At 74.9% G+C, this 18,706-nt stretch carries 14 protein-coding genes; 8 read left to right on the top strand and 6 right to left on the bottom strand.

The genetic code is table 11. From position 1 onward, the window contains the following. Positions 1 to 85: 85 nt before the first annotated feature. Complete coding sequence (locus tag ACFQZ6_RS02675) at positions 86 to 2,284, bottom strand: discoidin domain-containing protein (RefSeq protein ID WP_381604723.1); 2,199 nt, start codon at positions 2,282 to 2,284, stop codon at positions 86 to 88. 147 nt (positions 2,285 to 2,431) lie between these two features. Here ACFQZ6_RS02675 and ACFQZ6_RS02670 point away from each other — a divergent pair, with 147 nt between their 5' ends. Beyond that, positions 2,432 to 3,451: a LacI family DNA-binding transcriptional regulator gene (locus ACFQZ6_RS02670; RefSeq protein WP_381604722.1), complete on the top strand. Its 1,020-nt coding sequence runs from the start codon at positions 2,432 to 2,434 to the stop codon at positions 3,449 to 3,451. A gap of 286 nt (positions 3,452 to 3,737) precedes the next feature. On the opposite strand, the gene ACFQZ6_RS02665 is transcribed toward ACFQZ6_RS02670, so the two are convergent. Then, a complete protein-coding gene (locus tag ACFQZ6_RS02665) occupies positions 3,738 to 4,634 on the bottom strand; it encodes an NAD(P)H-binding protein (protein ID WP_381604721.1) in 897 nt (298 codons plus the stop codon). Positions 4,635 to 4,702: 68 nt separating this feature from the next. Between ACFQZ6_RS02665 and ACFQZ6_RS02660 the strand changes: the two genes are divergently transcribed. After that, positions 4,703 to 5,512 (top strand): LysR family transcriptional regulator, encoded by an 810-nt coding sequence (locus ACFQZ6_RS02660; RefSeq protein WP_381604720.1) that lies wholly within the window; start codon positions 4,703 to 4,705, stop codon positions 5,510 to 5,512. Positions 5,513 to 5,899: 387 nt separating this feature from the next. On the opposite strand, the gene ACFQZ6_RS02655 is transcribed toward ACFQZ6_RS02660, so the two are convergent. Beyond that, positions 5,900 to 6,688: a DUF2249 domain-containing protein gene (locus ACFQZ6_RS02655; protein WP_381604719.1), complete on the bottom strand. Its 789-nt coding sequence runs from the start codon at positions 6,686 to 6,688 to the stop codon at positions 5,900 to 5,902. Between the two features lie 99 nt (positions 6,689 to 6,787). Here ACFQZ6_RS02655 and ACFQZ6_RS02650 point away from each other — a divergent pair, with 99 nt between their 5' ends. From ACFQZ6_RS02650 to ACFQZ6_RS02635, 4 genes are all read left to right on the top strand, one after another. Continuing rightward, the gene (locus tag ACFQZ6_RS02650; RefSeq protein WP_381604718.1) at positions 6,788 to 7,498 is read left to right on the top strand and encodes a helix-turn-helix transcriptional regulator; all 711 of its coding nucleotides are present in this window, start codon (positions 6,788 to 6,790) and stop codon (positions 7,496 to 7,498) included. Further along, the gene (locus ACFQZ6_RS02645) at positions 7,495 to 8,835 is read left to right on the top strand and encodes a hypothetical protein (RefSeq protein WP_381604717.1); all 1,341 of its coding nucleotides are present in this window, start codon (positions 7,495 to 7,497) and stop codon (positions 8,833 to 8,835) included. Before ACFQZ6_RS02650 ends, ACFQZ6_RS02645 begins: the two co-directional genes overlap by 4 nt. Next, positions 8,832 to 11,519, top strand: coding sequence for a multicopper oxidase domain-containing protein (locus ACFQZ6_RS02640; RefSeq protein ID WP_381604716.1), 2,688 nt, complete (start codon positions 8,832 to 8,834; stop codon positions 11,517 to 11,519). The genes ACFQZ6_RS02645 and ACFQZ6_RS02640 overlap by 4 nt, the downstream gene beginning before the upstream one ends. A 74-nt stretch (positions 11,520 to 11,593) precedes the next feature. Further along, positions 11,594 to 11,980, top strand: coding sequence for a putative zinc-binding protein (locus ACFQZ6_RS02635; protein ID WP_381604715.1), 387 nt, complete (start codon positions 11,594 to 11,596; stop codon positions 11,978 to 11,980). Between the two features lie 91 nt (positions 11,981 to 12,071). Here ACFQZ6_RS02635 and ACFQZ6_RS02630 read toward each other — a convergent pair whose 3' ends face one another. Continuing rightward, complete coding sequence (locus tag ACFQZ6_RS02630; protein ID WP_381604714.1) at positions 12,072 to 13,271, bottom strand: globin domain-containing protein; 1,200 nt, start codon at positions 13,269 to 13,271, stop codon at positions 12,072 to 12,074. Positions 13,272 to 13,568: 297 nt separating this feature from the next. Here ACFQZ6_RS02630 and ACFQZ6_RS02625 point away from each other — a divergent pair, with 297 nt between their 5' ends. Together ACFQZ6_RS02625 and ACFQZ6_RS02620 are read left to right on the top strand one after the other, a co-directional pair. Continuing rightward, the gene (locus tag ACFQZ6_RS02625) at positions 13,569 to 15,185 is read left to right on the top strand and encodes a right-handed parallel beta-helix repeat-containing protein (protein ID WP_381604713.1); all 1,617 of its coding nucleotides are present in this window, start codon (positions 13,569 to 13,571) and stop codon (positions 15,183 to 15,185) included. A 34-nt stretch (positions 15,186 to 15,219) separates the two neighbouring features. Further along, on the top strand, positions 15,220 to 15,882 hold the full coding sequence (locus ACFQZ6_RS02620) for a dienelactone hydrolase family protein (protein ID WP_381604712.1): 663 nt from the start codon (positions 15,220 to 15,222) through the stop codon (positions 15,880 to 15,882). 5 nt (positions 15,883 to 15,887) lie between these two features. On the opposite strand, the gene ACFQZ6_RS02615 is transcribed toward ACFQZ6_RS02620, so the two are convergent. Both ACFQZ6_RS02615 and ACFQZ6_RS02610 read right to left on the bottom strand, forming a co-directional pair. Then, positions 15,888 to 17,348, bottom strand: coding sequence for an FAD-dependent oxidoreductase (locus ACFQZ6_RS02615; RefSeq protein WP_381604711.1), 1,461 nt, complete (start codon positions 17,346 to 17,348; stop codon positions 15,888 to 15,890). 79 nt (positions 17,349 to 17,427) lie between these two features. Beyond that, a complete protein-coding gene (locus ACFQZ6_RS02610; RefSeq protein ID WP_381604710.1) occupies positions 17,428 to 18,669 on the bottom strand; it encodes a polysaccharide pyruvyl transferase family protein in 1,242 nt (413 codons plus the stop codon). Between the last annotated feature and the right edge of the window lie 37 nt (positions 18,670 to 18,706).

Here is an 18,706-nt window from a genome sequence, read left to right as displayed (position 1 = left end):
ACGGGTGGGGTGCCCCAGGCCGGGGCCGGTGGGAGGAAGGCTCGCTCCCGGCCCGGGGCGTCAGCGCGCGGTCAGTCGCCGGGTCTCAGGGGTACGAGACCACGGTGGACGGCACGGTCGAGGTGCCGCCCGGGACGGTGGACGCGCCGGTGTCGTTGATGACGTGGGCGTAGTGCCCCTGGCCACCGAGCGAGACGGTGAGCAGGCTGTGGAACCGCACCCCCGACTTCACGGGGGCCTTGAAGCCGTGGTCCTGGATGATCGTCGGGTCCACGTTGTAGTTGCAGTACGAGCCGAGCCCCCACGCCTCGTGGGTGTTGACCGAGTCGTCGACCCGGTAGGCGGCGTACCCGCGCGTGGAACCGTTCTGGATCGCGGCCTGGTTGGGCGCGTCGTACGCCTTCTCGTTCTGGTAGAAGATCGTCCGGCCGCGCTCGCCGTACCACTCGACGTCGTACTTGTTGAAGTGCTCGACGAAGAGCCCGGTGGCCAGCACGTCGTCGCCGTTGACGCGGACGCCGTAGTCGGCCCGGTTGGTCTCCCAGCCGACGCCCGTGCCGTGGTCGGCGCGCCACACCCAGGTGTGGTCGATGATCACGTCGTCGCTGTTGACGACGATGCTGGTGGTCGCCTTGCCCGCGCCCGCGCCGCCGACGCGGACGTAGACGTCCTGCACGGTGGTGGGGTTCGCGGCGTGGTCGGCCGACGCGCCCGCCGCGCCGACCTCGAGCAGCGTCGGGGAGTTGACCGGACCGGCGTCGATGAGGAACCCGGCGAGGCGGACGCCGTCGACGTCGGCGACCCGCATCGCGGTGACGCCGTTGTCCGGGATGATCGTCGCCAGGCCGAGGCCCAGGACGATGGTGCCCGCGCGGTTGATCTCGATGGTGCGGTCCACGTGGTAGACGCCCGGCGTGAACAGCAGGTGCAGGCCCTGGGCGACGGCCGCGTTCATGGTGGCCGCCGACGTGCCCGGCTTGACGACGTAGAACTGGCTCAGCGGGATCGACTGGCCCTGCGGGGTGCCGCTCTCCCAGGTGGTGCCGCGCGCGTTGGTGCGCTTGGCCGGGGCGAAGACCTTGTACTGGCCGCCGTCCAGGTACAGGAACGGCTTCTCACGGGAGATCGGGGTGGTGTCGAGGGTGGTGTAGCGCGGCTCGGGGAAGCTGGTGGCGGGGGCGCCGTTGACACCGGAGAAGACCTGGTTCCACACGGAGTTGGACCAGCCGCCGATGCTGCTGTCGCGCGTGTACCACTGCTGCTGCGAGTAGTTGCCGACCTGGCCGTCGATCTTGCTGTCCGCGATGTAGCCGCCGCTGGCCCAGCCGTAGCCGTTCGGGGCGAGGTTGAGGCCGCCCCTGACGTGCATCCGCCGGAACGACGCCGCCTGGGAGACCGCCCACCGGTTGGTGCCGTTGACCGGGTTGAGGGAGAGGTTCTCGGCGGAGCGCCAGAAGTTCTGCGTGGCGTTGCCGTTGAACCAGCCCGCGTCCACGGTCACGTCGCCGTTGATCGCGGTGTCGTCGGGGCGCAGGCCCAGGCCGGCGATCTGGGTGTAGAAGCCGATCTGCGCGTTGAGCCCGCTGTAGGTGCCGGGCTTGAACAGGAAGGCGTGCCGACCGCTGCCGAACTGCGCCGACTCCTGCTGCTGGAACACCTCGTCCAGCTTGGCCTGGATGCCGGGCGTGGACGGGTCGAAGACGTGCACGTTCGGGCCGAGGTCGCCGCCGCCGGGGAGCTGGGGGCCGCCGCCGTCGGTGGTGCCGTAGACCTGGAACTCCCAGAGCGAGTAGCCCCAGCCGGTGGCCCGGGTCACGCCCTGCATCCGTACGTGGCGGGCGGTCCCGGAGACGGTGAGCGTCTCGGTGCCGCCGGTGCTGGTCGTCGTCGAGTACGCCGTGGACCAGTCGGTGCCGTTGGCGGAGGTCTCGATGCGGTACGCCTTCGCGTACGCGGCCTCCCAGCGCAGCACGACCTGGCTGAGCTGGGCCTGGGTGCCCAGGTCGACCTGGAGCCACTGGGCGTCGGAGAACGCGCTCGACCAGCGGGTGCCGAGGTCGCCGTCGACGGCGGCGGTCGCCGGGGTGCCGCCGTTCTCCTGGCTGGAGGCGGTGACCTGCTTGCCCTGCGAGAGCAGCACCGGGGCGGCGTGCGCGGCCTGCGCGGGCACCAGGGCGAGCAGGGCGCCCAGGAGGGCCGTGGTGACGAGGCCGACGAGACCTCGGCGGGTGGCCGTCGGGGGGCGTCTGTGGGGAGGCGCGGCCGAGGAGGGGCCGAAGGGCATGGGGAGGCTCCTTAACGAGCGGGTAACGGGAGAGCGCTCTCCAGACCTTGCCCCCTGGGTAATCGGGCGGTCAAGAATCCGGACGGACTTTTCTTTCATCTTTGTTTAAGATCAGCGACTTCTCCGGGCTCATCTAGGGTTCCGGGTATGACCAGAAGGGATCCGACGCTGGAGGACGTCGCGCGGGAGGCGGGGGTGTCGCGGGCCACGGTCTCGCGGGTCGTGAACGGCGTGCGGAACGTGGACCCCGGCATCCAGGAGACCGTGCGGCGGGCGATCGAGCGGACGGGGTACCGGCCCAACCGGGCGGCACGGTTCCTGGTGACCCACCGGACGGAGACCGTCGCGCTGGTCATCTCCGGGACGGGGGACGCGTTCGCCGCGCGGGTCTTCGCCGACCCGTTCTTCGGCCGGGTCGTCAGTGGGGCCCTGGAGTACCTGCGGGCGCACGCCAAGCACCCGGTGATCCTGGTCGCGGAGTCCGTCGAGGCCCGTGAGCAGGTCGTCGACTATCTGAGCAAGGGCACCGCGGACGGCTGTCTGGTGGTGACCATGCAGGCGGGCGACCCGCTGCCGACGATGCTGACCGCCGCCAAGATCCCGACGGTGCTGTTCGGCCGCCCGGAGCCGGGCCTCGCGGTCAGCCACGTCGACCTCGCCCAGGCGGAGGGGGCGCGGCTGGCCGCCGAGCGGTTGGTGGCCCGCGGGTGCCGTCGTGTCGCCACGATCCACGGTCCCCGGGCGCTCCCGGCGGCCCGCGACCGGCTCACCGGCTTCCGCGCCGCCCTCGCCGCGGCCGGGATCGCCGACGTCCCGGCCGCCGAGGGCACCTTCACCGTGGAAAGCGGCGCCGCCGCCATGCGCCAGCTCCTTGCCGCGCACCCGGGGCTGGACGGGGTGTTCGCCGCCAACGACCTGATGGCGCAGGGCGCCTGCCAGTACCTGCGGGAGCGGGGGAGACGGGTGCCGGAGGACGTCGCCGTGGTCGGCTTCGACGACTCCAGCGTGGCGGCGGCCTGCCACCCGCCGCTGACCACGGTGCGGCAGCCGGTGGAGCGGATGGCCGCGGAGATGGCCCGGCTGCTGTCGGAGCACATCCAAGGGGCGCGCACGGAACCGGCCGCGGTGCTCTTCGAACCGGAGCTGGTGGTGCGCGAGTCGGCGTGAACCGCGCGGCGCGCCCGGGGGTCGTCGGGTGCGGTCAGGTGCGCCTGGATGCGCCTGGGTGCGCCCGGGCACGGTCGGCCGTCGTTCGTGGAGCTGTCCCGTCACCGTCCGGGGCGTGTCGGCCGGTCCGGGCGCCGGTCCGTCATTGTCTGGGACGTGTCGGCCGGTCCGGGCGCTGCTCCGTCATCGTCTGGGGCGTGTGGGCCGGTCCGGGCGCCGGTCCGTCGTCGTTCGGGGCGCGGTGCCCGCGCGGCGGGGCGGGCGGGGAGCGGGTGTCCTCGCGGGTTCACGCCCGGGCCGCGGGCGCCAGCACCTCCTCGCACCAGGCGCGGAACGTCGTCGGGCTCGCGGCGCTCGGGGTGCGCGGTACGCCGTTGTCCAGGCCCTCGTTCTTGGCGCGCATCATGTCGACGTAGCCGTCCGCGAACGCCTCCCCGGTGCCGTGGGCGACGAGCGCGGCGCGGAAGTCGTCGAGGGACCGCCGCTCGTAGCGGACCGGGCGGCCGAGCACGTCCGACATGATCCGCGCCATGTCGGTGGGGGAGAGGTCCTCGGGGCCGAGCACCGGCACCTCGCCGGTGCCCGTCCAGGAGCGGTCGAGCAGCAGGTCGGCGGCGGCCCGGGCGATGTCGCGGGTGGCGGCCTGGGGCGCGGCGTGGTCCGGGTCGAGGGTGTCGGTGAAGACGCCGTCGTCGCGGATCGACGCCACCTGCCGCAGCACGTTGTCCATGAAGCTCGGGTTCGCGAGCGCCCGGTAGGCCACGCCCGTGCTGGCGATCAGGTCGTCCATGGCCAGCGAGGCGGTGACGAGTCCGGCGCGGTCGGCGACGGGCGTGCCCCGGCCGAGCGCCGAGACGCCGACGACGTGCCCGACCCGGTGGGCCGTGAACGCCTTCGCGGCGGCCTGGGTGAACCCGACGTACGCGCTGTCCAGGCTCGGTGCCCGCCGGTCCGGCGGGACCAGCCAGAACACGGCGTCCGCGGCGGCGAAGGCGCGGTCGACGACCTCGGCGTCGGCGTGCGACCCGGTGACGACGTCGACGCGTTCGCGGACGTGGGCGGGGAGTCTTGCGGGGTCGCGCACGATGACGCGCAGTTCCTCGCCGTGCGCGGGGGCGTCGTCGAGCAGGATGTCCAGGACCTGGCCACCGATCTGGCCGGTGGGTGCCGTAATCACGATCATGCTTCGAGTCTCGGCGCGGGCGCCGCGCGGCGTCCAATACCCTTCCCGCCGATTGATACCTTGGAGGCATGGATCTCGATCTGCGCAAGCTCCGCTACTTCGTCGCGGTGGCCGAGCACCGGCACTTCGGGCGGGCGGCCGAACAGCTCTACATCGCCCAGCCGGTGCTCAGCCGTCAGATCAGCGCCTTCGAGAGGGAGTTGGAGTGCGCGCTGCTCGTGCGCACCACCCGCAGCGTGGAGCTGACCGACGCCGGGAAGCAGCTCTACGAGGAGGCGCAGGGCATCCTCGCCTCCGTCACCGCGGCGGTGCAGCGCGTGCACGACGCCGACCGGGGCGCCCAGCGGCTCGTGGTCGCCTTCTCACCGGGGCTGCACGTGTCGGACGCGCTCCGGGCGTTCACGGCGCGCCATCCCGACGTCGAGACCGATGTCGTACCGGCGCGCTGGTGGGAGCAGGACGCGCCGCTCAGGGACGGCCGGGCCCAGGTCGGGTACCTGCGGCGCCCGTTCGACGACACGGGGCTGCGCGTCATCCCGATCAGCCGGGAGCCCCGGGTCGCCTGCGTGCCCGTGGCGCACCCGCTGGCGGCCCGCGCCGAGCTGACCTCCGCGGACCTGGACGGGCAGCGGATGCTGGACGTGCCGCGGCGGCGGACGTCGTCCCTGGAGGAGAAGTTCGAGCTGGTCGCCTCCGGGCACGGCATCGCGCTGGTCCCGCTGAGCGTGGCGCGCTCCTACTCCCGGCCCGACCTCGTCCACGTCCCCGTCACGGACGCCCCGCGGGCGGAGGCGTGCCTCGCCGTCCTCGCGGACCGGCGACAGAAGCTGCTGCGCGACTTCCTGGAGGTCGCCACCGAGGCCCTGCGGCACGGCTGACCGGGGGCGGCGGTACGGCCGTTCGGCCCCGTGCGCCCCTCGGGGCGGGGGCCAAGGGGCACTGCCGGGTGGGCCGTTCGGCCCAGGCGGGGGGCGGGGCGGCCCGGGGATGCTGGTCCACGACCGGCCGGGGGCGCCACGGACCGTCGCGTCCTGCCACTCGGCCCCGCCTTCGCGCGGCCACGAGCCACGGCGGGCGCGGCGTGCCCCGGACCGGTCACCATCCGGTCTGTCCCAGCCGTTGCGCCGGATGCCGTCCGTCCGCCGCGTCCCGGCGACGGCGTCCCGCCACCCGCTGGCAGGCGGGGTGCGCCGGTCGTCCCAGGGCGCGGCGGACGAGCGGGTGACCGTGCACGGCCACCCGCCCTCGCTCCGGTGCCGACCCGCTCAGCGGTGGGTCAGCAGCAGGCGCCAGGCCTCCGGTCCGCGCTCCAGGTACTCCACCGCGAACGCGCCGGGGTGCCGGTCCTCGATCTGGGCCAGCAGGGGCAGCGGGTCGTGCGGCGCCACGAGCGTCATCGCCGCGCCGGACGGTACGGCGGCCACCGCGCCGAACACCGTGGCGTGGCGCAGCGAGTGGGGGATGTCCCGGACGTCGAGTTCGGGCACCTCCGTGTCGTCCGAGCCGCCGCAGCCGCAGGTGCCGCCGCACCCGCCGCCGGACGCGGGCGTCGCGTCCGCCGTGCCGTGGTCGTGCCCGAGGAGGTCGTGCATCCCCGCGAGCAGCCCGGCGAGGGAGATGTCCGGGGCACCGGCGAGCAGCGGCAGGACCAGGGTGTTCTCCTTCTCCAGGTGCTCCTCGAACAGCACCTGGAGCGCCCGGCCCTCGGCCGCCGCGCGCACGGCGTCGCCACCGGCGCGCAGCGCGTCGACGAGCGCGACGAGCCTGCGGTGCTCGGCGATCATGCCCTCGACCAGGAGCCGGGCCTCGGGGAGGGCGCGGGCGGCGGGGTAGAGGGTGCCCTCCTCGGCGGTGGCGTGCGGCACGAGGTCCCGGTCGCAGAAGTCGACCAGCCCCGCGCGCACCCCGTCGGCCGCGGCCGGGTCCCGCTCCGCGGCGGCGACCAGCATGGCGACCCGCCCGGCCAGTTCACCGGCGAGCTGGGTGTGGTGCGCCTCGACGGCCTCGGCCGCCGCGGCGTCCTGGGGGTCCGAGGCGAGGGTGAGCGTGCTCATGACGGTTTCCTTCCGGCGATCGGCGGCCCGTCCCGGTCGGTCGGGGCTCGGCGGCCCGTTCCGGTGGGTCGGGGCCGATGCCTGGAATATAGTACGGACATGACCGTGGAAAATACCGGCCCACTTCCCGGCAGCGGATCGGCACGGGCGCCGCTGTCGCGCCAGCGCGGCGGCGTCCTGCGCCAACTGCGCCACCAGTCCGCCCCCGTGACGGCCAGCGCCCTGGGCAAGGTGTGCGGGCTGCACGTCAACACCGTCCGCGAGCACCTGGACGCCCTGGTGGACGACGGTCTCGCCGTCCGCGAGCGGTCCCCGGCCGCCGGGCGCGGCCGACCCGCCTGGCGGTACCGGGCGCGGCTGCCGCAGGAGTCCCCGGCCCGGGAGTACGCCGGTCTCGCGGCGGTGCTGGCCGCCCAGATCGCGGACTCCAGCGACCGGCCCCGCGAGGACGCCCTCGCGGCCGGTGCGCGCTGGGGGCGGGTGCTGACGGCGGACCGGGAGCCGGTGGCCGACGCCGAGGAGGCGCGTCGGCGGCTGGTGGACCTGCTCACGGAGATCGGCTTCGCACCGGAGACGGACGCCGGGGCCCGCCGGGTACGGCTGCGGCGCTGCCCGTTCGTGGAGACGGCGCGCGAGTACCCGGGCGTCATCTGCGGCGTCCACGAGGGGTTGGCCCGAGCCGGGCTCGCGGCGCTCGGGGAGACGCCCCAGGGGGTTGAGTTGCTCCCGTTCGCCGAGCCGGACGCGTGTCTGCTGCACCTGGGCACCGGGGCTGACGCGGGCGGCGACCGCGGCGGGAGTGACCGGTGACCGCCGCCGCCCGGCGCGTCGGCGCGCGGCGGGTGCCGTTGCTGCTGGCCGCCGGTCTGTGTCTGCTCGCCGGTCTCGACGCGGCGCTCGGCCTGCTCGGGCTCCCCGCCCCGGTCACCAGCGACCGCCTCCCCACGGTGCACGGCGTGCTGCTGGTCCTCGGGTTCGTCGGCACGCTGGTGGCGCTGGAACGCGCGGTGGCCCTGGGCGGACGCTGGCCCTACCTGGCCCCCGCGTTCCTCGGCGCCGGGGGCCTCGCCCTGCTCACGCCGCTCGACCTGGTCGTGGGGCGGCTGGCGCTGGTCGCGGGGTGCGGTGTGCTCGTCGCCCTGTACGTCCGCTTCTGGCGGCGGCAGCCGAGCGCCGCCCTCGTCGCCCAGGGCGCGGGCGCGGTGTCGGCGCTCGGTGCGGCGCTGCTGTGGCTCGGCGGCCTGGACATACCCCGGGCGCTGCCCTGGCTGGCCGCGTTCCTGGTGCTGACCATCGCGGGCGAACGGCTGGAACTCGCCCGGGTCGGCGCCCTCGCGCCCCGGGCCGAACCGCTCTTCCTGGGCGTCGTCGGCGCCGTCCTCGGCGGTGTCGTCACCACGCTGCTCTGGCCGCCGACCGGCAGCCTCCTCCTCGGCGCCGCGCTGCTCGCCCTGGTCGCCTGGCTCGCCGTCCACGACGTCGCCCGCCGACTGCTGCGCACCACCGGTCTGCCCCGCTTCACCGCCGCCTGTCTGCTCGGCGGCTACGGCTGGCTGGGGCTCGCCGGGCTGCTGTGGCTGCTGGACGGGCCGGTCACCGACGGCCCCCGCTACGACGCGGTGGTGCACGCCGTCTTCCTGGGGTTCGTGATGTCGATGATCCTGGCCCACGCGCCGGTGATCCTCCCGGCCGTACTGCGCCGCCCGCTGCCGTACCACCCGGCCCTGGCGGTCGCGGCCTGGCTGCTGCACCTCTCCCTCGCCCTGCGGGTGCTGGTCGGTGACCTCCGCGACCTCACCTGGGCGTGGCGGCTCGGCGGGGCGCTCAACATCGCCGCGGTGCTGCTGTTCGTGCTGTCGGCGGCGTCGTCGTCGGCGCTCGCGACCCGACGTGCGACCGCGCCCCGGAGTGCGACCGCGCCCCGGCGTGCCACCGAGCCCCGGCGCACCGCGACGACCGGACACCCCGCGACGACCCGGCACGTCCCCGCCCCCGCGACCGTCCCCGCCCCCGCGACCACCTTCGCCCCCGCGACCGCCTCCGCCCCGGCAACGGAATCCGCCCCGGCGACCGCCTCCGCCCGCGCGACCACGCCCGCACCCGCCCCCGACACGGACGCCCCCGACCACCCCAGGAACCCCCGGTGACCCTCCACCTGTCCCCGCCCCCCGAGCGCGCGCCCGCCCCGGCGCCGCCCCGTCGCTCCGCCCGGACCCGCTGGCACCTTGGCGTCAACGCGATCGTGGCCCTCTGGCTCGCCCTGTTCGCGGCGGTCGCGACCGGTCACCACTTCCTGCCGCACGCTTACTGGCTGCTCGTCCACACCCTGCTGCTCGGCGCCGTCACCAACGCCGTCGTCATCTGGTCGGGCCACTTCGCCGCGTCCGTGCTCCGCCTGCCGGAGGCCAACCGGGGCGCCCCCGCCGCGCTGCGCCTGGCCGCCCTCAACGCGGGCGCCGTCGCCGTGATCGGCGGCCTGGTCACCGGCCGCTGGCCCGTCGTCCTCGTCGGCGGCTGCCTGGTCGGCGGCGCGGTCCTCGCGCACGCCGTCTGGCTGGTGCGCCTGCTGCGCCGCGCCCTGCCCAGCCGGTTCGCCATGACCGTCCGCTACTACGTCGCCGCCTCCGCGCTGCTCCCCGCCGGAGCCGCGCTCGGCGTCCTCATGGCCCGCGGCGACCTCGCCGGTGACCTATCCGACCGGCTGCTGATCGCCCACGAGGTGATCAACCTGCTCGGCTGGGTCGGCCTCACGGTGGCCGGAACGCTGATCACCCTCTGGCCGACGATGCTGCGCACCCGCGTGGCGGACGGCGCCGAACGCGCCGGGCGCCGCGCCCTGCCCGTCCTGCTCGGCGGGCTCACCGCCACCGTCGCCGCCGCCCTGCTCGCCCCGCCCCCGCTGGCCGCCCCCGGCGTCGCCGTCTACGCCGTCGGCCTGGCGGTCGCCGCCCGGCCCTGGTGGCGCGCCGCCCGCGGCAAGGCGCCGCGGTCCTTCGCCGCCTGGTCGGTGGCCGCGGGCTGCCTCTGGCTCGCCGCCTCCCTGACCGCGCTGGCGGGCATCCTGGCGTCCACGGCCTCCTGGACGACGGTGACCGAGCGCACGGCCGCGCTGACCGCGCCGCTCGCCGCCGGGTGGATCGCCCAGGTGCTGCTGGGCGCGCTCAGCTTCCTCGTGCCCGTGGTCCTCGGCGGCGGGCCGAGCGCCGTACGCGCCGCCACCGCGGGGCTCGAACGCGGCTGGCCCGCGCGGCTGGCCGTCACCAACGCCGCGCTGCTGCTGTGCGTGCTCCCGGTGCCGTCCACCGTGCGCGTGGTCTGCTCGCTGCTGTTGCTGGCGGTGCTCGTCCTGTTCCTCTTCCTGCTGGTGCGGGTCGTGGTCAGGGGCGTACGGCGGCGGCGCGGGACGGCGGCCCCGGCGCCCGAGGCGGTCGGTCCGGCCGCGGGGACACCGGTCTTCGCCCGGCACCAGGTGCTCGGCGGGGCCGCCCTCGGGCTCGCGGTCGTGGTGCTGGCGGTGGCGGGAGGCGGTGCGCTGGACGTCCGGTCGCTGCCGATGACGGAGCGGTCGGCCGCCACCCGGGCCGACGGCACGGGCGAGGTGCGCCCGACCGGCCACACCACCAGGGTGCGGGTGTCGGTGCGCGCCATGCGCTTCACCCCGGCCGCCGTCGACGTGCCCGCGGGCGACCGTCTGGTGCTCGACGTGCGCAACACCGGCACGGACACCCACGACCTGGTGCTGGAGACCGGCGCCCGCACCGACCGGCTCAGGCCGGGCGACCGCGCGACGCTGGACGCCGGGGTCGTCGGCCGGGACCTGTCGGGCTGGTGCTCGGTCGCCGGGCACCGGCAGATGGGCATGACCTTCCAGGTCCGCGTCACCGGCGTCAGCACCGGTGCTGCCGCCAGCGCCCACGACCACACCGGGGACGGCACCTCCGCCGCCGACGCGTACGACCCCATGGCCGCGCCCGCCGACGGCTTCACGGCCCGCGACGCCGCCCTCCCGCCCGTCGCCGACACGACAGGCCCCCAGACGCACCGCAGGACCCTCACCGTCAAGGAGACGAAGCGCGAGGTCGCCCCCGGCGTACGGCAGACCCTGTGGACGTTCGACGGGACGGCCCCCGGGCCCGTGCTGCGCGGGCGCGTCGGTGACACCTTCGAGATCACCCTCGTCAACGACGGCTCGATCGGCCACTCCGTCGACTTCCACGCCGGGTCGCTCGCCCCCGACGGGCCGATGCGCACCATCCAGCCCGGCGAGACACTGACGTACCGCTTCACGGCCACCCGCAGCGGCGTGTGGATGTACCACTGCTCGACCATGCCGATGTCCCTGCACATCGCCAACGGCATGTTCGGCGCGGTGGTCATCGACCCGCCCGGCCTGCCCGAGGTGGACCGCGAGTACGTGCTCGTCCAGTCCGAGTTCTACCTCGGCGAGCGGGACGGGACGGCCGACGCCGACAAGGTGAGGGCCAGGGAACCCGACATCGTCGCCTTCAACGGGTACGCCAGCCAGTACGACCACGACCCGCTGACGGCACGGACCGGCGACCGGGTGCGGATCTGGGTGCTGGCGGCCGGACCGAACCTGCCCAGCGCCTTCCACGTCGTCGGCGGCCAGTTCGACACCGTCTTCCGCGAGGGCGCCTACGACCTGCGGCCCGGTGGCGCGACGAGCGGCGGCGCGCAGGTCCTCGCCCTCGCCCCCGCCGCGGGCGGCTTCGTCGAACTGACCCTCCCGGAGGCGGGCGACTACCCCTTCGTCACCCACGCCATGACCGACGCGGAACGCGGCGCCCACGGCGTCCTCCGCGTGCGCTGACCCCTGCTCACTGACCCCTGCTCACTGACCCCTGCTCACTGACCACTGATCACTGACCGCTGTAGTGAGGCCCCATGAAACGCCGCCGTGACCTGCCGCTCGTCTACTCCTGCTCGGGGTGTTCGAGCGCGGCCCAGATGACCAACTGGATCGCCGTCCAGCTCGACCGGCGCGGCATCGCCGAGATGTCGTGCATAGCGGGCGTCGGCGGGGACGTGCCGAGCCTCGTCCGCAAGGCCAGGAGCGACCGGCCCGTCGTGGCCGTCGACGGCTGCGTCCTCCAGTGCGCCCGCAACTGCCTCGCCCGGCACGGTGTCACCCCCGCGGTGCACCACCTGCTCAGCGACGACGGCGTGCGCAAGCGGCTGGGCGAGGACTTCGACCCGCGGCAGGCGGAGGAGGTGCTCGACGGTCTGATCACCCGGATCACCGAGGCGACGGGCCAGCTCCCGCCCCCGTAGCGGACGGAACGGCCGAGGCCGCCCCAGCGTGCGCTGGGGCGGCCTCGGGGGGCGCGCGGTGGTGGTCGGTCACCGCGCTCCGGTCAGCCGGTCAGGACGCGTCGGGCAGCCACAGGTCAGGTCCGAACACCTCGTAGCGGATCGAGCGGGCCGGGACGCCGCGCTCCAGGAGGGCGGAGCGGACCCCCCGCATGAACGGCAGCGGGCCGCACAGGTAGACGGTCGCGTCGGCCGGGATGTGCACGCCCGCCAGGTCCATCAGGCCGATGCGGGCGTCGGGATCGCCGTCGGGACGCTCGTACCAGAACTCCGCGGTCGCCTCGGGCAGGGCGTCGACCAGTTCCCGGGTCTCGGCGCGCAGCGCGTGCTCGGCGGGCGCCGAGTCGGCGTGCAGCACCAGCACCGGGCGGGTGGAGCCGGTGGCGGCGAGCTGGGCGAGCATCCCGACCATGGGCGTGCAGCCGATGCCCGCGGAGGCGAGGATCAGCGGGGTGTCGGCGTCGTCGAGGACGATGTCGCCGCACGGCGTGGACAGCGTCAGCTCGTCCCCGACGCGCACGGTGGCGTGCAGCAGGTTGGACACCTCGCCGTCGGGGGCGCCGTCGGTGCCCGCGACCCGCTTGACGGTGATCCGGCGCAGCTCGCCGCCGGGGTCGGAGGACAGGCTGTACTGCCGTACCTGGCGCACCCCGTCCGCCATCGGCAGGCGGACGCTGACGTACTGCCCGGCGCGGGCGGCCGGAGCGGGCTCCCCGTCGGCGGGGCGTACGACGAGGGAGACCACGTCGGGCGTCTCCTCCCGGCGCTCGACCACGGTCCAGGGCCGCCAGATGTCGCCCGCCTCAAGACCGGCCTCCTGGTAGAGGCGGGCCTCCATGGCGATCAGCGCACCGGCCATCAGCCAGTACACCTCGTCCCAGGCGGCGGCCACCTCGGGGGTGACCGCGTCGCCCAGCACCTCGGCTATCGCGCCGAACAGGTACTTGTGGACGATCGTGTACTGGTCGTCGGTGACGCCGACCGCGATGTGCTTGTGGGCGATGCGGGCGAGCAGGGCGTCCGGGCGGGCGTCGGGGTCGGCGAGCAGCGCGGTCGCGAAGCCCGCGATGGAACCGGCGAGGGCCTGGCGCTGGGCGCCGCTGGCCTGGTTGCCGCGGTTGAACATGCCGTCCAGCAGCTCGGGGTGAGCCTGGAACATCGCGCCGTAGAACCGGGCGGTGATCTCGTCGAGGGCTCCGCCCACGGCGGGCAGGGTGGCCCGGACGACGGCGGCGGACTCTGGGGACAGCATGAAGCCTCCTGAGTGGTGCGGGAAGAGGGGGTGAAGCGCCGCTCGATCGGAGGCGGCCCGCTCCTGTATAGCAACCGCAAAAGCCGCATTCCGGCCGGTCAGGGGCCTGGGCGGGGATCAGGGACCAATGGCCCCATGGATCGGGACCAGGGTCCCGGGCGGGGTCCCGGCGACGGTGCCCGAACGGCCCCGCGGAGGTGCCCGAGGGTCCGTGCCGCGGCCGACGGCCCGCGGATTCACCGGCCGCGCCGCGGGGCACCCGGTGCCCAGGACGGTGTGCGGAAAAGGAGCGGCCAGATGTCCTTCCCGTTGACGGCTGACGCCCGTGAGCACGGACTGACCGGGGACGGCACCACCAACGACCAGCCCGCGCTCGCGAAGCTCGTCGACACCGCGGGCGCCGCCTGCGCGGCGGACGGACGGCCCCGTGTCATCCACGTGCCGCCCGGCCGGTACGTCATCCAGGACGAGCCCGTCCTCTGGTGCAGCGGAGTCTCCCTGGTCGGCGCGGGCCGCGGCGCCACCTGCTTCGTCCTCGCCAATCCGAACAACCCCGCGCAGCCGGTGCCGCTGGCCTGGTTCACCAGCCAGCACCACGGCGCGAGCCGCGAGAACCACCTCGCCGACGTCACCTTCGCCCACTTCGAGATCGACGGCTCGGGCGTGTGGACCAACGAGTACGACCCGCTCGCCAAGGGCCTCGGCCTCCAGTACGTGCTGCGGGGCCGCTTCACCGACCTGCACATCCACGACACCGCCGCCACCGGGTTCGGCTGCGACTTCCTCCAGGACACCGTCGTCGAGGGCGTGCTCGCCGCCCGCTGCGGACGGCAGGACCCCGGCGACAAGATGGGCGGCGCCGGGATCGGCATCGGCGTCGGCGGCTGGGGCAGCGTCGAACGGCTGACGATCACCTCGTGCACCGCCGTCGGCAACGGCACCAACGGCATCTTCGTCGAACTCCAGCAGGAGGAGTGGCCGCCGCCGCGCGGCATCCGCGTCACCGCCTGCCACGCCGAGGACAACCGCTTCGGCATCTCCGACTGGGGCGCCGACGGGCTGCTCGTCACCTCCTCGACGATGCTCTCCAACCACGAGGCCGGGTTCGACGTGTCCTCGCAGGGCACGGCGGGCGTCGGCGGGCGCGGCGGCATCGTCACCGGCTGCGTCATCGACGGCAACGTCCGCGACGGCGTCGGCCTCGGCAACACCCCCGGCCCCTACGCGCTGCGCGGCAACCGCATCAGCAACAACGGGCGGTACGGCTACTGGCAGCACAACCTCAAGGGCGGCGACCAGGAACCCGCCACCGACGTCGTGCTGGAGTCCAACGACATCCGCGACAACGCCCGTGACGGCGTCCGGATCGACGCCGGGATGCGGGAGGCCGCCATCCTCGGCAACCGCTTCCGCAACAACGGCCGCGCCCACGCACCGGCCACCGCGGGCGGCGGCGACGGCGTGCGCTACGGAAGCCTCTCCCTCACCGACGACACCGCCCACTGGCGCCCCGACGGCCACCGCGGCAAACGGCTCACCCTCGGCGACGGCCGGACGGCCATGGTCACCTTCAACACCGAGACGCGGCTCGCCCTCGCGCCCTGGCGGCCCGGCGCGGGCACCGCCTGGCCGGACGGCGTCCCCGCGCCGGGCACCGCCTACCGACTGCCGGACCCGGCCGACCCCGGCGCCGGACTCACCATCGCCGCCGAGCTGACCGGTGGCGAGGCGCACGGCAACCGGATGTGGGACGACCAGGACGACCCGACCCAGGCCCACGGCCTGTGGATCACCGCCGAGGGCGGCTGGCGCGGCGGCCGGGTCACCGGCAACGACTTCGGCGGGGACGCCGGGTCGGCGACCCGCCTCGACACCCCGCCCGAGGGCGGCCGGTGGCGCGACAACGACCCCTGAGGCGCCGGATCGCGGGCAGGAGGAGCTGACGGCGATGATCTCCGAGATGGTGCGGATTCCCGTACCCACCGACGACGTGGACCTGGCGGGGGACCTGGTGGTGCCGGACGGGGCGCGGGCGGTGGTGCTGTTCGCGCACGGCAGCGGCAGCTCACGGCACAGCCCCCGCAACCGGATGGTCGCCGCCGCGCTGCGGGACGGCGCGTTCGGGACGCTGCTGATGGACCTGCTCAGCGAGCCGGAGGAGCGCCAGGACGCGGTGACCGGTCGGCACCGCTTCGACATCCCGCTGCTCGGCCGCCGCCTCGTCGCCGCCGTCGACTGGCTCGGCGCCGAGGAGCGGACCCGGCGCCTGCCCGTCGCGCTGTTCGGCGCCAGCACCGGCGCCGCGGCGGCCCTGGTGTGCGCCGCCGCACGGCCGGACGCGGTCCGTGCCGTGGTGTCCCGGGGCGGTCGGCCCGATCTGGCGGACGACGCGCTGGACGCCGTACGGGCGCCGGTGCTGCTGATCGTCGGCGGCCGCGACCGCGAGGTGCTGCGCCTCAACGAGGAGGCCGCCCGTCGGCTGTCCGCGCCGCACACCCTCACCGTCGTACCCGGCGCCACCCACCTGTTCGAGGAGCCCGGCGCGCTGGAGGAGGTCGCCGCGACCGCCCGTGACTGGTGCGACGGACACCTGCGCGCCCTCGGCCGCTGACCCCCTCAGTGCCGCGGGACCGGGTCCGTCTCGCTGGCGCTGGTGTCGAGGCGCAGGTGGGCGCCCTGACGCAGGAGTTCGTCCTGGACGAGGGTGGGCGCAAGGTCGCGCGGGGTGGACCCGGCGCGCACCGCCAGCGCGGCGCACGCGCCCGCCGCCTGCCCGGTCGCCATCGCGATCGGCATCACGCGGTACGACGAGTGGGCCACGTGCGTGCCCGAGATGCAACGGCCCGCCACCAGCAGCCGGTTGGTGTCCCTGGGCAGCAGGCAGCGCAGCGGGATGTCGTACCAGCCCCCGGTCGGCACCCGCTTCAGGACGGTGCCGGAGCCCTTCGGGTTGTGGATGTCCACCGGGTAGGCGCCGTGCGCGACCGCGTCCGGGAAGTGCCGGGCGGCGAGGATGTCATGGCCGGTGAGCTGGTAGTCGCCGAGGATGCGCCGGGTCTCGCGCACCCCGATCTGGGTGCCGCTCTGCGCGACGTACGCCTCCTCGAAGCCGGGCACGTGGCTGCGCAGGAAGCGGTCGATCTGCTCCAGTTGGCGGCGGGCGGTCCACTCCGCGCGGGTCAGGTCCCACACGTCGGTGCCGAGCGCGCGGGTCACCCGGGTGCTGTTGACGGCCAGTTCGCGGGGGTGCGGGGTGCCGAAGAAGAGGATGTCCTCGCGCGGCAGCCGCAGCTCGCCCGCGCTGGTCGCCCGCTCCACCAGGTCCCACAGGCCGTGCACGCCCCGCCACTGGTCGGGGTGGGCACGCACGTACGCGGCGAAGTCCGGGCGCAGGAAGTCCACCACCCGGAACATCAGCGTCATGGGCTGCACCAGTCCGTCCTCCGGCCGCCCCACCTCGTACGGCGCCCCGCACGCCGCCGCCACGTCCCCGTCGCCGGTGCCGTCGACGACGACGTCCGCGTCGATGACGACGGGACCCGACTTGCCCTCGAACACCACCCGCCAGCCGTCGTCCAGGGGCAGCGCGGCCGAGGCGAAGGAGTGCAGCAGGATCTTCACCCCCGCCTCGTCCAGCAGGTCGAGCAGGACCAGCTTGAACAGCTCCGGGTCGAACGGCACCGTGTACCCGGTCTGGAGCGACGGCGGAATGGAACCGCCGCGCTCGGCCAGCCGGTCCAGGAGCCGCCACAGCACCCCGGCGACCATCGGCTCGCCCTCGCCGTGGTCGGTGGGCAGCAGCCGGGTGGTGTCGCCGTCCTCGGTGAACGCGGCCTGCCGGTGCTCGTTGTGGAACGACATCAGCGGCATGACGAGCGCCACGGTGGCGTTGCCGCCGAAGAACCCGTACCGCTCCACCAGCACCACCTCGGCGCCCGCGTCCGCCGCGGCCAGGGCCGCCGCGCAGCCCGCCGGGCCGCCGCCGACGACCAGGACCTCGGTCCGGCCGCCGTGCAGGGCGCTGCGCGGCGGCAGGGTCACGGTGCGCGGCTGCGCGGGCTTCTCCAGGACGGGCATCGCCTCTTCCCTTCCGCGGGCGTCGGTGTGGTGGTCCGCGTTCCGTCGCGGCCTGCGGCGTCCGGCCTTCCGGCGCCCGTCAGGCCCCGGCGGGCCGCTCCAGACCCGCCGGGCCCGCCCCGGCGGCCAGGCCCAGCTCCGAGCGGGCGGGCTCCCGCCGCGGCTCGGGGTCGGGGACCAGTTCGTCGAGCAGGGTGCCGACCCGCACACAGGTCGTCTGGGCGAGCGAGCGCAGCGCCTGGACGCGTGGCTGGAGCTCGGCGCGCCGCCGCGGGTACTCGTCCCACAGCCGGTCCACCTCCGCCAGCAGCAGCCCGGCCTGCTCCCGCGCCACCCCGACCAGCGCCGGGGCGCCGGTCCGCCGCGCGAAGTCGAAGACCTTCCCGGCGTACGGCAGCGGCAGCACCGGCAGCCCGGAGACCGCCGCGAAGATCAGGAAGTGCAGCCGCATCCCCACCGCCAGGTCCAGGTGGCGCATGAAGCCGAGCACCTGCCCGGGGCTGTAGTGCTCGTTCAGGATGCGCCCGCGGTCCGGCGCGGTCATGTGGGACAGCACCGCGTGCGCGTGCCGTACGTCGGCCCGCTCCATCGGCATGAACACCACATGCGCGTCCAGGCGCCCCACCAGGAAGTCGGCGACGTCGGCGAGCAGCGCGTGGTAGTCGCCCTCGTCGAGCTTCTCCGCGGCCCGGCCCGGCTCCCGCACCGACATCCCCACCAGCCGGGTGCCGGTGGGCACGCCCTCGTTCTGCATCATCCGGTCGGTGAACGGCTCCGGCTCCAGCAGCAGCGCCGGGTCGGCGGTGACGGTGACCTCCCGCTCCAGGCCGACCTCCTCCAGGACCAGCCGGGACTCCTCGTCGCGCACCACCACGTCGTCCATCCGGGCCAGCACGGTGCGCACCGCCTCCCGGTCGTCCGGCTCGCGCAGCGGACCGGCGCCGACGGCGTAGGCGAAGGTGGGGACGCCGCGTTCCTGCGCGGCCCGCACCAGCTTGAGGTAGCGGCGCGCCTCACCGTCGTAGAGGGTGCCGCCGCCGCCGAGCACCAGCAGGTCCAAGCCGGACAGCGCGTCCAGCAGGCCCTTCTGCGGCACGCCCTCCCAGTCCACGACCGCGTCGGCCTCCGGCTGGTGGTCACGGGTGTGCGCGGCGTTCCGGCTGAACACCACGAGCCGGGCCTGCGGGCGGTGGGCCCGCAGACAGTCGAGCACACAGGTCAGGATGGCCTCGTCGCCGATGTTGAAACCGCCGTACGAGCCGAGTACGCCGATGCTCGGCCTGGACGGTCCGGGCAGCGGGTGCGATGTCGTGCTGGTCATCCGTGGGCTCCCGTCACGTCGCGGTCAGATGGGCGTG

Origin of the sequence: Streptomyces flavalbus, from assembly GCF_042674625.1 — a bacterium.
Lineage (GTDB): Bacteria > Actinomycetota > Actinomycetes > Streptomycetales > Streptomycetaceae > Streptomyces > Streptomyces flavalbus.
Note: the sequence above shows the minus strand (reverse complement) of the source record. Positions and strands in the feature narration are given on the sequence as shown.